This is a genomic window from Mesorhizobium sp. M2A.F.Ca.ET.067.02.1.1, assembly GCF_004023285.1.
GTDB lineage: Bacteria > Pseudomonadota > Alphaproteobacteria > Rhizobiales > Rhizobiaceae > Mesorhizobium.
Genome location: NZ_RZSB01000012.1, coordinates 1 through 18,260, shown reverse-complemented (window position 1 = coordinate 18,260; position 18,260 = coordinate 1). Strand labels below are relative to the sequence as shown.

Annotated in this window: 18 protein-coding genes and 2 pseudogenes; 9 read left to right on the top strand and 11 right to left on the bottom strand. The window is 62.0% G+C overall.

Features of this window, described 5'->3' with window-relative positions; all coding sequences use genetic code 11:
• Positions 1–74 precede the first annotated feature (74 nt).
• From EOA28_RS02930 to EOA28_RS02910, 5 genes are all read right to left on the bottom strand, one after another.
• Complete coding sequence (locus tag EOA28_RS02930) at positions 75–1,277, bottom strand: MFS transporter (RefSeq protein ID WP_127386070.1); 1,203 nt, start codon at positions 1,275–1,277, stop codon at positions 75–77.
• Between the two features lie 89 nt (positions 1,278–1,366).
• Positions 1,367–1,867, bottom strand: a complete 501-nt coding sequence (locus tag EOA28_RS02925) for a cupin (protein WP_127253927.1) — start codon at positions 1,865–1,867, stop codon at positions 1,367–1,369.
• Positions 1,868–2,053: 186 nt separating this feature from the next.
• Positions 2,054–2,968, bottom strand: a complete 915-nt coding sequence (locus EOA28_RS02920; protein WP_127386071.1) for a LysR family transcriptional regulator — start codon at positions 2,966–2,968, stop codon at positions 2,054–2,056.
• Between the two features lie 164 nt (positions 2,969–3,132).
• Positions 3,133–3,519 (bottom strand): hypothetical protein, encoded by a 387-nt coding sequence (locus EOA28_RS02915; RefSeq protein WP_348527557.1) that lies wholly within the window; start codon positions 3,517–3,519, stop codon positions 3,133–3,135.
• 79 nt (positions 3,520–3,598) lie between these two features.
• The gene (locus EOA28_RS02910; RefSeq protein WP_126080046.1) at positions 3,599–3,874 is read right to left on the bottom strand and encodes a hypothetical protein; all 276 of its coding nucleotides are present in this window, start codon (positions 3,872–3,874) and stop codon (positions 3,599–3,601) included.
• Positions 3,875–4,077: 203 nt separating this feature from the next.
• On the opposite strand from EOA28_RS02910, the gene EOA28_RS02905 reads away from it, so the two are divergent.
• The 5 genes from EOA28_RS02905 to EOA28_RS02885 all read left to right on the top strand — a co-directional run bounded on the left by EOA28_RS02905 (position 4,078) and on the right by EOA28_RS02885 (position 7,773).
• A complete protein-coding gene (locus tag EOA28_RS02905) occupies positions 4,078–4,899 on the top strand; it encodes a hypothetical protein (RefSeq protein WP_128314555.1) in 822 nt (273 codons plus the stop codon).
• A gap of 270 nt (positions 4,900–5,169) precedes the next feature.
• Complete coding sequence (locus tag EOA28_RS02900; RefSeq protein ID WP_095081018.1) at positions 5,170–5,439, top strand: DUF2282 domain-containing protein; 270 nt, start codon at positions 5,170–5,172, stop codon at positions 5,437–5,439.
• Positions 5,440–5,481: 42 nt separating this feature from the next.
• A complete protein-coding gene (locus EOA28_RS02895; RefSeq protein WP_127252339.1) occupies positions 5,482–6,513 on the top strand; it encodes a DUF692 domain-containing protein in 1,032 nt (343 codons plus the stop codon).
• Positions 6,500–7,285: a DNA-binding domain-containing protein gene (locus EOA28_RS02890; RefSeq protein ID WP_127252341.1), complete on the top strand. Its 786-nt coding sequence runs from the start codon at positions 6,500–6,502 to the stop codon at positions 7,283–7,285. Before EOA28_RS02895 ends, EOA28_RS02890 begins: the two co-directional genes overlap by 14 nt.
• An 11-nt stretch (positions 7,286–7,296) precedes the next feature.
• Positions 7,297–7,773, top strand: a complete 477-nt coding sequence (locus tag EOA28_RS02885; RefSeq protein WP_126080050.1) for a DoxX family protein — start codon at positions 7,297–7,299, stop codon at positions 7,771–7,773.
• Between the two features lie 99 nt (positions 7,774–7,872).
• Here the strand turns inward: EOA28_RS02885 and EOA28_RS02880 are convergent.
• Positions 7,873–8,819: pseudogene (locus EOA28_RS02880) on the bottom strand (chloride channel protein); the annotation flags it as partial.
• Positions 8,820–9,043: 224 nt separating this feature from the next.
• Here EOA28_RS02880 and EOA28_RS02870 point away from each other — a divergent pair.
• From EOA28_RS02870 to EOA28_RS02860, 3 genes are all read left to right on the top strand, one after another.
• Complete coding sequence (locus tag EOA28_RS02870; RefSeq protein WP_245463133.1) at positions 9,044–9,601, top strand: DUF1326 domain-containing protein; 558 nt, start codon at positions 9,044–9,046, stop codon at positions 9,599–9,601.
• 86 nt (positions 9,602–9,687) lie between these two features.
• Entirely contained in the window at positions 9,688–10,557 is an 870-nt protein-coding gene (locus EOA28_RS02865; protein ID WP_245463132.1) for a DUF2182 domain-containing protein, read from the top strand.
• A gap of 183 nt (positions 10,558–10,740) precedes the next feature.
• Positions 10,741–12,186, top strand: a complete 1,446-nt coding sequence (locus EOA28_RS02860) for an adenylate/guanylate cyclase domain-containing protein (protein WP_127252342.1) — start codon at positions 10,741–10,743, stop codon at positions 12,184–12,186.
• A 422-nt stretch (positions 12,187–12,608) separates the two neighbouring features.
• On the opposite strand, the gene EOA28_RS02855 is transcribed toward EOA28_RS02860, so the two are convergent.
• From EOA28_RS02855 to EOA28_RS39975, 3 genes and pseudogenes are all read right to left on the bottom strand, one after another.
• Positions 12,609–13,526, bottom strand: coding sequence for an NADP-dependent oxidoreductase (locus EOA28_RS02855; RefSeq protein WP_127252344.1), 918 nt, complete (start codon positions 13,524–13,526; stop codon positions 12,609–12,611).
• Between the two features lie 268 nt (positions 13,527–13,794).
• The gene (locus EOA28_RS02850) at positions 13,795–14,751 is read right to left on the bottom strand and encodes an AraC family transcriptional regulator (RefSeq protein ID WP_127252346.1); all 957 of its coding nucleotides are present in this window, start codon (positions 14,749–14,751) and stop codon (positions 13,795–13,797) included.
• Between the two features lie 188 nt (positions 14,752–14,939).
• Positions 14,940–15,174: pseudogene (locus EOA28_RS39975) on the bottom strand (Arm DNA-binding domain-containing protein); the annotation flags it as partial.
• Between the two features lie 496 nt (positions 15,175–15,670).
• On the opposite strand from EOA28_RS39975, the gene EOA28_RS02840 reads away from it, so the two are divergent.
• Positions 15,671–16,516 (top strand): methyltransferase domain-containing protein, encoded by an 846-nt coding sequence (locus EOA28_RS02840; RefSeq protein WP_126080054.1) that lies wholly within the window; start codon positions 15,671–15,673, stop codon positions 16,514–16,516.
• A gap of 87 nt (positions 16,517–16,603) precedes the next feature.
• On the opposite strand, the gene EOA28_RS02835 is transcribed toward EOA28_RS02840, so the two are convergent.
• Both EOA28_RS02835 and EOA28_RS02830 read right to left on the bottom strand, forming a co-directional pair.
• Positions 16,604–16,819 (bottom strand): hypothetical protein, encoded by a 216-nt coding sequence (locus tag EOA28_RS02835; RefSeq protein ID WP_126080055.1) that lies wholly within the window; start codon positions 16,817–16,819, stop codon positions 16,604–16,606.
• Positions 16,820–17,016: 197 nt separating this feature from the next.
• The coding region (locus EOA28_RS02830) for a PLP-dependent aminotransferase family protein (protein WP_148670652.1) at positions 17,017–18,260 on the bottom strand (1,244 nt) is incomplete at its 5' end.

Sequence of the window (18,260 nt, the reverse complement as noted above, 5' to 3'; positions counted from 1 at the left end):
GGCGGCACCTGCAAGCAGAGTTTTGAGTTGGTTGGTCATGTCGGTCTCCTTGGTTGGATAACTAAGTTTCGATTTCAGGTCTTAGGCGTTTGCAGCACGCGCGCGATCGCGATCGCGCCGGCGAGAACCGCAGCCAGCACGACCACGCATGCGGTCCAGCCGACACTGTCGTAGATCTGTCCGATGAGGAAGCTGCCGGCGAGCCCGCCGCCGTAGTAGGACGCGAGATAAATGCCGCTCGCGGCGGCGCGATCGCGCGACGCGGTGCGGCTGACATGTCCGGTGGCTATCGCCTGGGCAAGGAAGGTGCCGATGGCAACCAGCGCCATCCCGGCGAGGACGATCGGAAGATTTGGCACAAGCAGCAGAAGCAAGCCGACGATCGCCAGCGCAAGCGTTGCCCCAATCCCTCCCCTTGGGCCAAGCCCCGCTGCGACTCGGCCGGCAAGCGGGGTGGTCAGCATCGATGGCAGGAAAACGAAATAGACGGCGCCCAAGGCCATCGGCGTGAGCGAAAGCGGCACCGCAACGAGCTGGAAATTCACGTAGGTGAACGTGCCGATAAAGACGAACAGGATCAGGAAGCCGATCGCAAAACAGGCCCGCAGTTCGACGTTCCGCAACGGCGCTTTCCAGGCGGCGCGGACAGGCTGGCCGTCCAGGTCTGCGCGAATCATTGCCGAGGTCTTCTGCAGCGTGAACCAGACCAGAGCAGCGCCAAACAGATTGAGGGCGGCGAAGGTCAGGAAGTTGGTGGAGATGCCGAACATGTCGGCGACGGCAGCCGACATCAGCCGGCCGAAAAAGTTGCTGGCAACATTGCCCGTCACATAAGCCGCAAGCGCGCTCGTGGTCTGCCGTGCGGAAAAATGCTCCGCCAGGTAGGCCATGGTGAGCGTGAACGCAGTCGACATGCACAGGCCTTGAGCTACACGCAGCAGGGCGAAGACCACAATATTGTCTGTCTGCGACAGCAGCGTCGTCGGAATCGCCAGGATGGCCAGGCTGATCCAGATGCCGTTGCGGCGATCGATGCCGCGCCCGAAGAGAGCGATGGCGATACCGGCCACCGCCATGCCGAAGGTGCTGGCGTTAACGGCGAAGCCCATAGTCGCGCGGCTGACCCCGAATTTTGTCACCAGTGAAGGCAGGATGGCCTGGGTGGCGAACAGGTCGACGAGCGTCAGGAACGCGATCAGGGCGATCAGCCCAAAGCGCCAGCTGTCCGCAGCGACCCTGCGGAGCCCCATTAATTCGGTATGTTCACTGGTCGTCATCACAGGCTCCTGGCCATGCGTCCTCGGGCGATCGCCTGAGGACGCGCTGTTTGCTGCTGCTGCTGGGATCCGCTGGTCGCGAAAGCAGCTCACATCATGTGATCGTTATGCATCGCCGGCGGCAGAACGTCGGCTGAGTAGAGCACCGCCGGAACCTCCCCGTTGTTCTTCCACCAGTGGGCGAGCTGGCCGAACTCGGCGGTCACGTCGCCGGCCGGATGCTCGATGCCGACCTTGCAGGTACTGGCGTATTCGGTGATGGAGCCTTCGACGACGATAATGTTGGCGGGACGAGCCGTGTGCTCATGCCACGGCACCACGCCGCCCGGCTGAACGACAAGCTTGCGCAGTCGCAGCATATTGCCCTTCCACGCTTCGCCCTTCGGGCTGAGGTCGATCGCCGAAAGAACCGTATCCGTCACGCCGACGGGCTTGCTGGGATGTTCCTGGATGTCGGTCGTGGCGGCCTGGCCGGCAGGGCAGTCGGCGGCGAAAACCGGGGCCACCGAAAACGCGGCGGTCGCGGTGAGAAGTCCGAGTGTCAGCGCCAGCTTCAGCGGCACCCGCAATGCAATAGTCTTGGAAGCCATGTCTATTTCTCCTTTGTCGGTGCCCAATCGCGGAAGCGGGGCATAGGAGGAGAGTGACGGCAGCCTCGAAGAAAGAGAAATGCTGACTGGCTCTTAATTCGATACCTGAAAACTATGGTGGACGACCGCGCCAACGCGACTGTCCCGCCGCACATTTATCGCGGCGTTAGGCTTCACTTCGAAATGCTATGCAGCGCTCTTCCTGGGCGACAGATCGATGCCGCTTTCCGGCCAGCTGTGCGCCTTGACGCTGTTCACGAACGTCGATGTCGCCGGCGAGAAGCGGCGCCCCGCCACCACAACGAGCGAGACTTCGCGCCAAACTTCAGGATCGACGACTGGCCTGATCTGCAAACCGGGAATGACGGCGCTGAATTCCGGGATGAAGCAGATTCCCAGCCCGCCCGAGACCATGTTTTGAATCCAGTCTTCGCGTTCGCTGGCGTAGGAGATCCTGAGCTTCACGCCACGTTCGTTGCAGAGGCCGGCAAGATAGTCCCGATATTCGCAATTCAGGCGTCGGAGATAGTTCTCGCCGTCGAGTTCCGAGATGGCAACATTGTCGTTGCGGGCCAGCCGATGGCCGTTGGGAAACGCTAGCACGAACCGTTCGCGATAGAGCGGCGTGACATCGAAGCGCTCCGGGAAACTGTTGCTGGACGCCATGATCGCGACATCGATCTCGCCGGCTTCCAACAGCTGCGATAGCGATGCCGGCACGCCCTCAACAAGCTGCAGCTGGATGCCTTGCTGGCGCCTGTTGAAGTCGGTCAATAGGCCGGTAAATCGCCGCGGACCGATCGTGCACATGACCCCAACCTTGAGATTTGCATTCTCCAGGCACAGGAACCTCGACGCTTCTTGGCGCACGCCGGTCACCTCGTCGAGGATCTGCTGGAACCGGGGACGCAGCAATGCGCCCAGATCCGTAAGATGGGTCAGGTTCCGCTCGCGGCGAAACAGCAAGCCGCCGACCTCATCCTCGAGCTGCTGGATCGCGCGGGACAGCGCCGGCTGAGTGATGTTGCACCTTTCGCCCGCGCGCGTGAAATTGCGGGTCTCGCAGACGGCCAGGAAGTAGCGGATGTGATGAATGTCCATGCGGGGCGTTCCTCATCTAGCACAGGTGCACGTTGGAACCCTGCCGCATGGCATTCCAACACGCCAATGCATCAGTGCTATAAAGTCCATAGCGTTTCGTCATGCGACGAAGGCGGGCCGAGGCCCGCCATCAAAACGCCCTGTCGTGCCAGGTGCCAAGAATGTCAGCTGTGATGGCCCAAGGCGAAGAGCTGGGCGCAGAACTGAGCATGCGGCTTGCTCATGGCGGCGTCGTTGCATTCCTTCATCATTGAAGTCTGCATCGCCTTCGGCGTGGCTTTCCACGCCGTCTCGAAATCCGCGCTCGACTTCATCGTCTTCATGCCGGAATCGGTAAAGAAGGGCTGCATGTTGGACGGTTCGTCGAGAACTCCGGCGAAGGCGACCCCGCCGATAACCGAAAGGGCAAAAGCGCCGACGCAGATAGCTTTGATATTCATGATGGGAGCCTTTTCTGGAGTTATGCAGTGTCCCTTTGACGACCGCGCCGAACGACTGGCAGCATTTTTGAACTCTGTTGTTCCAGCTTGCTGAGCTGGACTTTGCTTCATCCGGCACTCAACTCGCCAATGCCGTCTGCGAATGGAGTTTATGCCGGCTCTGTATTCCAAGGGTCCTCGACGAGCACCGCTAATTGTCTCCGCCCAAAGCAAGCGCGTTGGCGCAAAATTGGGCGTGGTGCCCGCTCATCACCGGGTCGTTGCACGCCTTGGTCATCTTGACCCGGTCATGCTTCGGCATGGCAAACCAGGCCTTCTTGAACCCAGTCATCGGTTTCATCGTCTTCATCGTGGCGTCCGTATAGAACGTCGGCAATGCGGCGAGGTCGCTGAACGGGTCGGCCGACGCGGGGCTCGCACCAAGACCGATTGCAAGCGCAGCCACACAGGCGAATTGTCTCTTCATTCATCCGTCTCCTGTTCCAGGCCGCGGTTCTGGCAGCGGCTCATCACCCGGCCTGATCGGGATGAAGAGTGCGGCGCGCGAAGTCCTGCAGCCAATGCAATCTGCCTATGGACTTCATGCCACCTTGGCATTTCGGCTGAACAAGAAGATGCGGCAGTCTCTCTCCAGTCGTCCTAGTGACGATCTTGGGAGGAGACCAAACCATGCTTGCCCAGTCCCCGATGAGAACAGACCAGGCCGCCGTTTCGGTTGCGGATCTTGGTGCGGAAGACCCGACGATCGAAATCGTGCTGGCAAACGACGCGCATGGCGCTTTTGTCTGGGGCGTGCTCGATCGCCTGCTGGACGAGCCGCGCTGCAGCTTCAGCGGCGTGACCGCATCGGGCTTTGCAGCGATGGAGGCAGCAGTCTTTGCCTATGGCTTAAGCGTTGGCGGCAGGCGCGGTGCGCGGATGGCACTCGCCAATTTCTGGCGGCGCGTCAGCCACGCCTCTGTCTTCGCCAATGACAGGACCAGCCTGCTTCGATCGGTCCTGGAACAGTCAATCGATATCGAGCAAATCCGCGTCGAACGCTGCCCGGTGAAACTTTGCGTCCAGGCCGTTAACGCCCGCACTGACGCCGTGAAGGTTTTCACCGGCAGTCAGCTTTCGATCGACGCGATCGTCGCGGCGGCCACTATCCCCTTCCTCTCGCTGCCAGTCGAGATCGACGGCGACATCTATTGGGGTGACGGCGACGTCTTTCAGTCCCCGCCTGTCCTGGCAACTGAAGCTCGCCATCGCCTGATCGTCACCGGCAGACCTTCCGCCTTCACCGCACCGTGTCCGGATCGCAGCCCCGCCGCCGGTTGTTGCTTGACCAGATGCGCGCCCGTTCACACCATATTCGACGGCCGATACCGTGCCGGAGCCCCACTGCTTCTGCGGCCCTGGATCGACTGGGGCGAACTGACCGAGATGCGCGACAGGGGGAGGCTGCGTGCGGCGGACTGGCTTGCTACCGAGCCTTTCCGCGCTGATTAAGCCCCGGCCTCCAACTGCGAAAGACGATACATCTAGGCGCCTCGCTCCCCGCCTAGCCGCGCCTGCTTCGCATACTCCCGAATGCAGGTGCCAAGCCCTCCGGTTCCCCGCTGGAGGGCTTTTTCGCGCCAAGTTTCAGAACATAGTGGCAGCGTATCAATTCCATGCCGAGACAGCATTTCAGCTCGGCATCACGATCGGCGAGACTGATTTTGCAGACAGGCCTCAAGGCCGGTCTTTCTCTCGAAACGCCAACCAGGAGACAAGCCTGTGATCAATACCAAAACTCTCATCGGATCGGCCCTTGCTGCCGCCACTTCCCTTGCCGCGACGGCGGCCTATAGCGGCCCGGCCGCCAAGCCCGGCTTCGCCTTCGAGAAATGCTACGGCGTGGTCAAGGCCGGCCAGAACGACTGCCAGACCGCGACGCATTCCTGCGCCGGCACCGCGACCGCCGACAACCAGCCGGATTCCTGGCTCTACGTGCCCGCCGGCAGCTGCGCCAAGATCGCGGGCGGCAGCGATAAGCCGAAAGCCTGAAAGATCCAGACTTCTTGCCAACCTCCAAAATGGAGCAGACCGATGTCCCGTGCATTTCAGCCTCTCGCAATCCCCGCATCGGCGGGCATCGGTCTTCGCTCTCCTCACATCGGCGAAATGCTGACGCGGCGGCCTTCCGCCGGGTGGTTGGAGGTTCATGCCGAGAACTACATGGGAGACGGCGCGGGCGTCGAGGCGCTGGAAAAACTCCGCGAGATCTATCCCCTTTCGGTGCATGGAGTCGGCCTGTCGCTTGGTAGCGCACGAGGCTTGGACCGCGATCATCTGGAGCGACTGCGCAAGGTCTGCGAGCGCTTCCAACCCGATCTGGTTTCCGAGCATCTCGCCTGGAGCGTCGCCGACGGCGCCTACCTCAACGACCTGTTGCCGCTGCGCTATGACGAAGAAGCTCTGGCGATCGTCGCGCGTAACGTCGAGACCGTCCAGGGAACGTTGAAGCGGCAGGTGCTGATCGAGAATCTGTCTGCCTACGTCGCCTTTGCGGACTCCTCGATGAGCGAGGCCGAGTTTCTGGCCGAGCTCGTGGTGCGGACCGGCTGCGGTCTGCTGCTGGACGTCAACAATGTCCAGGTCTCGGCGCACAATCTGCAATACGACGCCAAGGCCTTCATCGATGCGCTGCCGGCGGAGGCGATCGGCGAGATCCACCTTGCTGGCCATGCGACGAACCACGTCGGCGCCGACACTGTGCTCATCGACGACCACGGCTCGCGCGTGCCTCCCGTCGTATGGGCGCTCTATCAGCATGCTATAGACCGGCTTGGGCCGCGCCCAACCTTGATCGAGTGGGACACCGACGTTCCCATCCTCGATGTGCTGCTTGGCGAAGCCATGTGGGCCGACATGCTCACCGCTTCGCTCATGTTCAGCCGCAAGCAAGCCACGCGGCGCGAGCGAATGACCAAAACGCGAGCGACGCCGATCCTTTCTGTCCAAAGCGAAACGACGACCGGCATGCCCGTCCTTGCGGCGTTTGCCGCTGCAAGACGCGCCAGGCCGTGCATGTCCGCGGCGCTTATCTCGATAGAGGAGGAATATCATGCTGCCGCTTGAACACTTGCAGACCACCATGGCGCGGTCGGTGCTGGCCTTGGAGCCGGTGGTCGCCGCAAATATGCTGACCGCCGGCAAGGCAGATCCGTTGGCGCGCCTGCGGATTTACCAGAACAACACGCGCAGTTCCCTCACCGCAGCGCTGATGGCGGTGTTTCCCGTGACAGTCCGCCTCGTCGATGAGCGCTTCTTCCGCTTCGCGGCGAGCGAATTCATTCGGCGGCATCCGCCAGTGGAGTCGCGGCTGGCACGTTATGGCGCTGGCTTCCCGCGCTTCCTGAAAACGATCGACACCCTGTCCGACATGCCTATCGTCGCCGAAACGGCGCGTCTCGAATGGGCCATAGCGGAGGCGCTCGACACAGCGTCGCTGCCGCCTCGCAGCCTCGCAGAATATGACAACACCGATCTTGGGCTGTCGCCGGATATCCAGCTCCAGCCCTCACTGCGGTTGATCGTCTCGCACTGGTCGATCCTGTCGGTGTGGATGGCGCATCAACAGGAAAAGGCGGTCGACGAAGCCGTTACCTGGATAAGGCGCCCCGAGCGTGTGGCGTTGTGGCGATCGGGGAACTACGTGCGGCTTTTTCTGCTCGACCGCGCGAGCTTCGCCTTCTGGCATTCGCTGAAGCACGGCTTGGGCCTCGAGCATGCCACTGGCCGCGCCTTGGCGCTCGACCCGGCCTTCGACCTGGTTTCAGCCCTCGTGCGTCTGTTCCGCGACAGGCTCGTCACAGACGTGCGGGTCGCCTCGAATTCCCCCTCAAACTGACGGAGACGGTCATGACCGCAATATCGGAGCAATCCTCGTCCAACCCGGCCGGCTTTGTCCGCCTCTACAAGCGTATCATCAAGCTGCCCGAACACATTCCATTCTCGCTGGTCCAGCTCGCCGCCCGCGTGGCAGTGGCCCATGTCTTCTGGCAGTCGGCACAGAGCAAGCTGGCATCCTGGCCGGTGACGCTGCAGTTGTTCGCCAACGAATACAATCTGCCGTTCATCGACCCTTCGATCGCGGCGCCGCTTGCGACGACCGCCGAAATCACCGGCTCGGTGTTGATCTTCTTTGGACTATTCTCGCGCTTTGCGGCCGTGATGCTGCTCGGTGTCGTCTCTGTCATCCAGATCTTCGTCTATCCAGAAAACTGGGCGGAGCATCTGCTGTGGGCATCGTTGCTGCTTCTGGTCCTGACACGCGGCGCCGGCGTCTTCTCGCTCGACCATGTCGCCGAGCGAATCCTTTCGGCACCCAGAAAATAGGCATTCCGCCTAGCTGGAAACGCGCGGTGCGCATCTTCATCGTTCACGCTCACCCCGAGCCCAACAGCTTCAGGGCCCTGACCCGTGCGGCGAGTCCTCTCAGCGAGGCAGGCCGGATGGGTTCCCGGCAGCGCACACTTCACCACCTGCCGTTCTGCGGCGCCGGATCGCTTCGGCGACGAATACGCGGGACAGCGCGTGATACAGCGGTTCATTGGAAATCAGCCGCGCCGTGCCAAAGCCCAGCATCGACGCGCACATCAGCGCGATGACATTGTCATGGTTGCCGGTCATTTCGAGGATGATGACGAAGGCGGTCATCGGCGCCTGCACCACGCCGGCGAAATAACCGGCCATGCCGAGCAGCGCGGCGATGCCAGTGCTAGCGCCGAAAATGAGCCCCAGCGCGCTGCCAAGGCCCGCGCCGACAGCGAGTGACGGCGCGAAGATACCGCCCGGAATCCCGGATACCATCGACATTAGCCCGGCGGAGAACTTCTCGACGAAGAAGAACACCGGTAGAAGAAGAACACCGGTAGAGGCGTTCCTTCGACGGCTCCCCGCGCCTGCGCGTAGCCGGTGCCAAAGGTAAGGCCGCCCGATGCAAGGCCGATGCTACCGCCAGCCCGCAGATGCCCGCCACCGCCAGCGTGCGCCGTAGTGGCTGCAGCGCGTTCCAGCGTCGAATGCGCCGCATTATCTTGAGGGCCAATAGCGAGAACGACGCGCCAATACAGCCGCCGATGATGCCGCAGGACAGCACCAGAGGCCAGTCCCGGGCGAATGCGACAGTGTCCCTGGCTATGCCGAAATAGGTGTAGTTGCCGAGCAGGCCCAGCGAGGCGAGGCCGGCGAGGATTACTGCCGTTAGAACCAGCCCGTTGGTGCGGGCCTCATAGGCACGCCCCATTTCCTCGATGGCGAAGACGATGCCGGCGAGCGGCGTGTTGAATGCCGCCGCTAGCGGAACATGCAAGGATCAGCCCTCGTGCCTGCGCCATCCCGCCCCAGCGCGCAGCCTGCAGCATCACCGAGGCCCCGACCTGCGCGACATGCTTGAGGATCTCGGCGGCGACCTCGGCGTGACCTATCCTGTCTCGGGAACGGTTGTGGCCGACATCCGGACCTAAGTGGGCCAGCTGCAGCCGTGGACCCGCTCGACCACTATACGTGAAGGGCCAGTCTCAAAATCAGAGCTGAGCACGAATAGCTGGAGCGGGGCCCGCCATCGACGTATGATATGATCCTCGATTTATCGGGAGGATGAGCCATGAATGCAGTGCCTCAATGGCGGCTGGCAGGCGACTGGTTCGACATCTGCAGCTGCGACATCCCTTGCCCCTGCGAGTTCGCCCAACGGCCGACAGGCAATCACTGCCAGGGTGTGCTCGCCTGGCATGTGCGCGAGGGTCGGTATGGCGACGTCAAGCTCGACGGCCTGACGCTGGTGGCGCTCGGCGAGTTCGAAGGCAATCTCTGGGCTGGCGAGGCAAAGGCCGTGATGGGCATGTATCTCGACGAGCAGGCGAATGAGCGGCAGCGCGAAGCCCTGCAAATGATCTTCGGTGGCCAGGCCGGCGGCTGGCCGGCGGGCTTTGCCGCCAATGTCGGCGAGATGCGTGGCATGGAGTTCGTGCCGATCACTTTTGAAATGGCGGGCGACCTCTCCACCTGGCGGGTCGATATTCCTGGCCTCGTCGTCGGACATGCGGAAGCGCTTTCCGGACCCACCACGCCGCCCGGCAAGCGGGTGCAGACGATCAATCCGCCTGGGTCGGAGGTCGGCCCGGGGGCCAGGTTGCCACCTGGGGGCGTTCTGTCGAGGTGAGCACCAAAGGCTTCGGGCTCGACTGGACTGGCACGGCCCGCTCGAGCAAGCACATTCCGTTCGACTGGACCGGGCCGAACTAGGGCATGACGATGGCTGACGCGTTGCTCAGGACATCGCGGCGGTTCACCCGGAATTTGCGCGGCATCCCACTCGGTCTACTCGCATCGCTGGTCGGGCTGACAGCAGCGGCGTGGGCGCTCACCCTCTACCAGACCTTCAGCACCGATATGCCCATGGGCATATCGGTGCGCGGCGGTATGGAGGGTATGGAAGGCATGGCCGGCATGGCGATGGCCGGAATTGCCGCCGATGGCTGGTCGGTTGCCGGCGCTGCCGCTTTTCTCGCCGTGTGGACGGTGATGATGGCGGCGATGATGTTGCCAGCTGCGGCACCGATGATTGTTATGTTCGCGGCGGCGCAGGCGAGGCGCGAACAGCAGGTGGCCATCCCAACGTGGACCTTCGTCGCGGGCTATCTGCTCGTCTGGGCGACGGCGGGCCTCGTCGTATATGTCCTGGTCCAGCTCGGCAGCGCCCTTGCAACGAGCCTCGATCCACCCCGGCGTTCGGAATGGGCACCGCTCGCGCTCGGCGCCACGCTTGGCGTCGCCGGGCTCTACCAATTCACCACCTTCAAGCACATCTGCCTCAGCCATTGCCGTTCGCCGCTTGCTTTCGTTGCGCAGCACTGGCGCGACGGGCGTGTTGGCGCGCTCAAGATGGGGCTGCGCCACGGCCTCTATTGCTTTGGCTGCTGCTGGGCACTGTTTGCCGTGCTGGTCGCGGCCGGCGTCATGAGCATCGCCTGGATGCTGCTTTTGACGCTGGTCATCTTCATCGAGAAGCTGCTGCCCCGTGGCCAGCGCTTCGAAGGTAGCCTGGGCGTTGCTCTGGTGGCCCTCGGAATTGCTGTGTCGCTTGGGGCGATCGATATGCCTTGGATTGGGGGCTAGAGTTCTCTTCCTTCCCGGCAACCGCGACCGGCACATTGCATGGCGTGCGCGACCGTCCATGTCACGGTAAACGAGCAGGAGCACATGCATCCCTGCTGTTCCGGCAGCGATTTCAAGGGCAATCCATTCGCATCGCGCTGGTTTTTTTAGTAGGCTGTCGCGAGACAAGGTTGAGGATCGGGCGTGACGGCAGTCGACGATCGTCTTCTCGAAAGCAAAATGACCAAGGTGGAGCAGGCGCGCGCCTGGAGCCCTCGCGTCATCTCGAAATTCGAGACGCTGATCAGGAGTGCCGACGACCACTCGCTCTATCGTGTCAATCCGCTGGCCTTTGCTCGCGACCGCGCAATCGCCGAGCCTGAAGCAATCGACCTCTTCCTTCACGCCGCCCGCTGTGGTTTGTTCGACATGAGCTGGGATGTGCTCTGTCCCCAGTCCGGCATGGTGCTCGACAGTTTCGGCGCCCTTCGCACGCTCAAGACCCACTACGTCTGCGGCCTGTGCGACGTGTCGGGCGACACCGACCTCGACGACTTCATCGAGGTCACCTTCTCGATATCGCCAAAGCTGCGGCGCCTGCCGCACCACGATCCCGAGACGCTGCCTGTCGAGGATTTTCACTGGAAGCTCCACTTCGGACATGACGGGCGGCTACCCGGGCAACACGTTCGCTTTCTTGACGTTCTGCGCGGCTTCGTTCGGGGTATGACGTTTCTGCCGCCAGGCACCACCACAGTGCTCCGCGCCGACCTGGGACCGGGCGTCCTTGCGGGCGTCAACGTGCAGACGCAGGCCGCATTCGCCGTTCCTATATCAGGCGATCCGGTTTCGGCGCCGACGCTTCTGAAGATCGACTATGACGGCAAACGCTTCTTGCCGGCGTTACCAGCCGTGCCGGCTGGTCCGATTGTCATTGAGGTGGCGAACAGGGGGGCGGTGCGCGGTTCGCTGCTTGCCATCAACTGGCCGCCCGAGCTTGTCGCGCTGACCACCAAGCCGGCGCTCGAGTTCGACCCTTATGTCTCCGGCGGAGCGCTGCTTGCGCGGCAAACCTTCCGCCAGCTCTTCCGGTCCGAACGTGTCGATGAGAAGGAGGGGCTCGGCATCCGCCAGATCACCTTCCTGTTCACCGACCTCAAGGGTTCGACCGCCATGTATGAGCGCCTGGGTGACCTCAACGCCTATGCATTGGTTCGCGAGCATTTCGCTCTGGTCAACGCGGCGGTTCGGCAACATTCCGGAGCGGTGGTCAAGACGATTGGCGATGCAGTGATGGCTGTATTCTCACAGCCGTCGGATGCGATTTCGGCCGCACTCCACATCTTTGAAGAAATCGATCGTTTCAACAGCGACCATGACGGGCCGGGCATCATCCTCAAGATCGGCGCCCACTGTGGACCATCGATCGCCGTGACGCTCAACGACAACCTCGACTATTTCGGCCAGACCGTGAATGTCGCCGCGCGCGTGCAGTCCCTGGCGGAAGCCGGACAGATCTGCATTTCCGAGGCACTCCATTCCGCGCCCGGTGTCAGCGAGATCCTTGCCGGCCATCGTGTGGTGGCTTTCGACGCGCCTCTTCGAGGTGTGGAAGGCGATGCAACTGTCTATCGCATTATGCGGGGATAGAAGCGACAGCGAGCCAACCCTTCGACCTGCCTGGAATCGGGAGCTCATGACGTCCGTCTGGTGAGCGCAGTCAAGTTCGATTGCCCTCCGGCACCGCGTCTCGCGTGAGGAGAATTGAGTCTGCGTCAGACCTCTGAAATCACATTCGGAAGCAGCGCAGCTGTTCAGCCGGCGTCGGTAGGGCACCGCAGAAGGCAGCCGGGACGATCGGAGAGTGCCGAGACCGGGCCGTTACCGTCGGGCCTGGGTCCGGAATGAGCTGCAAGCTGCCGTATCAGCCGTGCCCTCGGCCATGCCCGGTCTTCTGGTGGATCACGCCGCATCCGATCTTCGAAAGGCCGTCGGAATCGCGTCGTCATATCGCTCAGCGCGGCTTGGCGAAGACCAGGAGGAGAGAGGAACCGCCCTCTCTCTTAACCTTCTTACGGACGAACGCGGATGACCGTCTTCCCGTTGCGTCGCCCGCTCGCGTTGAAGGTTGCAACGGCCTCGTCGAGAGCCGAAACTTTGCCGATGTTAGTCTGCAGTCGTCCGTCCCGCACCCGCTGGACGATCTCCCTCAGTTGGGCGCGATCGGACTCAACAACGAAATCAACCGCCAGGCCGTCTGTGGGCCGCGCCTCGGCCGGGCCGACGACGGTCACCAGCGTTCCTCCGGTCCGGATCAGTGCTGCGGACTGCTTCTGAATATCACCGCCGATGACATCGAACACCAGATCGACGCCGCCGACGTCCTTCAGGGTATCGTTCCCTAGGTCGACGAATTCATTTGCACCGAAGTCGAGCGCCTTCTGGCGGTCGGCGGCGCGTCCGGTGCCGATGACATAGGCGCCGGCTTCCCGCGCAAGCTGCGTCACGACCGAACCGACGGCGCCGGCCGCGCCATGCGCCAGCACGCTCTGTCCTGCCTGAAGGCGGCCATGCTGAAACATGCCCTGCCATGCGGTCAGCCCCGAGATCGGCAGACTCGCGCCCACAGCGAAGTCGACATCGCCGGGCAATGGCGCGAGATTGCGTGCTTCCATCGCGACGTATTCGGCAAGTGTGCCGTCGCGATGCCAGTCCGACAGGCCGAACACCCGCTGACCGATCGACAGCCCCGTGGTGCCGTAGCCCAGCGCGGTGACCACGCCAGCCAATTCATGCCCGAGGATCGATGGCGTCCGGTCACGGAAGGCCCGATCCGCCCAAGTCGAAGGCCACTCTAACTCAGTGTTGACGAATCCCGCCGCATGAACCTGAACGACGACATCGTTTATCGCTGGCTGTGGCTCGGGCCGCTCTGCCAGTGTCATGCCGGCGGTTCCCGCGGTCTGGTCCGTTACAACGATTGCTTTCATGGGAATTGTCTCCTCAGTGATTTGTTGGTTCGAGGTAAGTTGCAGACGTGGAAGGTCTTCGCGACCTCTCGCGCAGTTGGCTATCGGTTCGGCGCCTTCCGCGCCCAACCGTGAGACAGGGTGATGGCAATACTGATACAGTTCATTGGATGGCTCCCTCATCGATGTTTATGGGAACCAATTTACGGGCGGGCCTAATAATTTCGAGACCCAATCAGCTCAATATGATGCGCGAAAGGATCAATTTAGCCTTTCGAGTCTGCGCGTCTTACTCGCCCTTGTGCGCCAGTCGTCGCCACTCTCCCGGCGTCATCCCTATCCTTTCGGCGAAGACATGCCGGAATGCCGAAACGGAATGATACCCAACGGTCTCGGCCACAGCCTCGGTACTGATCGCCGGCTTCTTCAACTCGTTGGCGGCCAGGCTCATGCGAAGGTCAGTCAAAAAGTCGAGTGCAGAGCGACCCAACTTGTCCTGAAACTGGCGCATGAACGTGGCGCGTGACATGCGGCACAAATCGGCCAGTTCGGGCAGTTTCCAAGGCCGTGCCGGATTGGCGAACATCGCGGCTATGGCCGGAGCAAGGCGCGGATGGCCGGCCAAGGCCAACAGACCCTCTGGGGCTTTCCCCGATTGGCTCGCGGCGCGCAGTACCAATGTGAACAGGGCCGACGAAAGCGCGTTAAGAATGGCACGTCCTCCGGCTCGGTCGGTCGCTGACTCCATTCGCATCAGCCCGACAAGACCGGCAAGTTCGTTGGAAGCGGACCCGATGCCTTCTTCCGCCTGGCCGTTCAAGGCCCGTGCCACCAGATTTGCCGGCATGTAGTTGCGGATCAGCCGGTCATGCGGCGGCGCGATGAAAAAGCGACCGCACAACAGATCCGTTTGCTCGCCTTGGCTGTCGTTCTCGCTCAGCGTCCATCCGGCAGAGCCGAGGCTTTCGTGCGTCCGGATGGGCCTTTGCCCGCTACCATCGTGCAGCACATGCGCCGCACCGTGAGGCAGCAGCACGATATCTCCGCTCACCAGTTCCCGCGCCGTTTTCGACTCTGGATCCTCGAGAATGGCGCGACCCTTGACTATGACGTGAAAGGGGATCTCGTTCGCCGCCGCTTGGCCCCAGGCGACACGCCATGGCGCACCGTAAGCGCAGCGGACCTCGAGTTGGCCGCTAACGGTGATGATTTGCAAGAGATGGCTAAGCCAGTCCATTTCAGACATTGGTTCTCGAAACCGGAAATGGTGAAATCTTACCGCAATGGTGCATTGGTTCTACTAGTCGCACTCATTCCAAAACCTAGCTCCGAAGCGTGCCTGGATTGTGAGCGAGCCACGATCCGAACAAGTGGCTTGGATCAGACGCCGCCACAACGTCCGGCGCTCGACTTAACAAGCGCGCCTTAACCTCATGCGACCTGGCCAGGCAGGACCTTGGCCTCGCGCCTGGCTTCCTCGGGAGCCCAAACGCCATGCAGTCCGATCGTGTAGCGGCGCGACCGGCCTGCGGCACGGTATTGCACGACGTAGCTTGGCTTCCCCGAGGCGAAGACGCAACCCGAAACCGGGCAACTCCTCGTCCCAAATGACATAGTCCGCGAAACGAATTTCAGTGGTATCAACAGTTCGTTTGGTCAGCTTCGCCATGCCCGGGCGCCTCCGTCAAAGATCCGCGCGTAAGCAAAGCGTAGGCACGGCAGGGCAGGGTTTCGGCCGCCCTGTCGTAGCCCTGATGCTATCGAATTCAAATTTGTTTTGTGACTCCGTGGCATAGCGCGCAATCGGATAGAAGCGGATAGGTTCGGCGAAACCGACTATCCATTCTCCGAAGGCAGAGGTCACAAGTTCGAATCTTGTCGGGTGCGCCATTCCTCCCTGTCCTAGCTTATGATGTGATGGCTTTTCAGTCCTGGTCAGGGATTAGTCATTTTGGTGCTGGGTTTGATACACAGTTGGACGAGCGCCCAATTTTTGTTGAATCATTGCTTTGGGTTGCGTCGGTGGCGCGTTCTCGAGGGATCAAGAGCTAAGGAATTCTAGGAGCTTATTCCAGGGTAAATTGATGTACCTCGCGGTAGGTGTCATCATTGATGCCGCATTCGGGGAAACTGTCGCTATCCGGAGCTAGGGCTCGATTGGCAAAATGAGGAACGTCTCGAATTCCGAGCAAATCACATCGGCTGGGCACAAGCTCAGCGGTAGTGGACATCTTGATGTTCATTACCTTGCACTGAAGGACGAGTATGATGCCACCCTCCGCGCCACCGGTATCCAACCCGGTTGGTCAGTGCTGGACGCAGGCGCAGGGAATGGGGTCTTCCTGCCTTTAATGGCGGACTTGCTGGGTGCCGAGGGGCGCGTCGAGGCTCTCGATCTGGCGCCAGAAAATGTTGAGGCAATCGAAGATTTGATCGCAAGCCGGCAGTTCGCCTGTCCGATAAGCGCGCGAACCGGTGACATGACCGATCTGCCGTATGGGACGGGCGCGTTCGACGCGCTTTGGAGCGCAAACGCTACCCAATATCTAAGCGACGAAGAACTTACCAAGGCAATCGAGGAGTTCCGCCGCGTCGTGAAACCGGGTGGGCTTGTTGCTGTGAAGGAAGTCGATATCTCGGTTTGGCAGTTTCAGCCGCACGATCCCAAACTGACTTGGCGTCTGCTCGACGCGTTGTCCGATGATGTACAGCTTTCCGGCGCCATGAGGGGAACTCGCTTGGCGGCCTGGTTTCGGTCGACGGGGCTCGAGAACGTCTCCGCCATCACAACGCTGGCAGAGCGCCGCCAGCCGCTCAGGCCAGTAGAGCGTGACTACATTCGGAACAATCTCAAGTTCCTATCTGGGCTCGCCCGGACGTGCGATTTGCCAGAAGCGGATCATCTTCAATGGAAGGCAATAGGCGACGAGCCGGAGCGCCTGATTGCCGACCCCAACTTCTGCTATCGTGAAATGTGGGTGCTCAACTTAGGCATCGTGCCGCAGAGCTAAACCAACTTTCGCTGCTCACCGCTATTGCGCAAGCTCTGGCACACGCCGCTTCTTGTCGGGTGCGCCAATAAAGCCGGGCATCCCACCTTATTGCCTGCGACGCCTGCCCGATGAAGCAAGATAACGCAGCGCAAGCATCATAGCGGCCACCGCGATTCCGGCGCTGATCACGCCTGCGGGCGTTATCCTGGCACTGCCTTGCAAGGTCACATGCTTACCCAAACGCAGGTCAAAAACCGACTTGATTTCCTCAGGATGTGAGTGAACGGCGGCCGAAGGTTCTTCTTCCTGGACAACTGGCATTTGAGCCTCCGGTTCGAATGTTCCGCCGCTGCACAATGCCCGGCGGCGACGGTGACATTTGTGCCCGACCGAACGTGCGGTCAGTGGTGAGCGTTTAGAATTGATAGTCACCAAAGTAACATAGCAACGCCCAGTTTCATCTCCTCCTGCGTGCCCAATGTCAGGCGGTTCAATATAGTTTTCTGGACTGCCAAGCCTCACCCCAGCACCTCCCCTATCGCCTGTGCCAGTCTCTCCACCCCCTCCCTCATCTGCGTCGCGTCGCACGCGGCATAGCCCAGCACCAGGCCTTGGGTCGGCGCGGTGTTCTGGAAATATTTCGACAGCGGCGAGACGTTGATGGCCCTTTTGGCCGCGGCCTGGCTGACCTTGATGTCGTCGATGCCGTCCCTCAGATAGCCCACCACCTGGATACCGGCCTCGGCGGGGGAGAGCGTGATCTCGTCGCGCAGGCGCTCGGTGACGATGTCGCGGAAAAGCTGGCGGCGCTGGGCGTAGATGCGGCGCATGCGCTTCAGGTGCCGGCTCATATGGCCTTCGGTGATGAAATCGGCGAGCGCGGCCTGCAACAGCAGCGGCGCGAACTGGCCGGTGGTGGAGAGCGCGTTGACGATGCGGCCGGCAAGCTCTTGCGGCAGCACCATGAAGCCCAGGCGCAGCGCCGGGAACAGCAGCTTGGCGAAGGTGCCGACATAGATGACGCGGCCGGAGCGGTCCATGCTCTGGATCGCCGGCACGGGGCGGCCCTGAAAACGGTATTCGCCGTCGAAATCGTCCTCGATCACCCATGAATTGGCGGTCTCGGCGATATCGAGCAGGCGCAGCCGCTCCTCCATGCGCATGGTGATGCCGAGCGGATGCTGGCAGGCCGGCGTCACATAGATGAGGCGGGGCAACGGGTCCGGCGGCTCGAGATACCAGCCGCGCTCCTGGTCGACCGGGATCGGCAAGACCCTTGCGCCGGCCACGGTGAAGGCGGCCTTGGCGCCGTAATAGCCGGGCTCCTCCATCCACACCGTGTCGTCGGGGTCGAGCAGCAGGCGCGCCAGAAGATCGAAGGCGGCCTGCGCGCCGGTGGTGACGACGATCTGCTCGGGCCGGCAGCGCACGCCGCGCGCGGAATAAAGATAGCCGGCGATCGCCTCCTTCAGCGCCGGGTGGCCGGTGACGTCATAGGTGCCGAACAGCGTCTCGCCGCCATGGCTGGCGCGGCGCGCCACCAGCCGGCCCCAGACGCCGAAGGGAAAGCTCCCCGCATCCGGCATGCCGGGGTGGAAGGCGACATGCCCTGGCCTGCCGTGATGGTAGGGCTGGCTGAGCAGCTGCTGGCCGCGCAGCGAGGGCGATCGCAGCGGCACCGGCGGCTCCTCGCGCGGCGACTCGCGCGGGCCTTCGGGCAGGTCGACGATGACGGGCCGCGCGCCCTGGCGGTTGGCGAGAT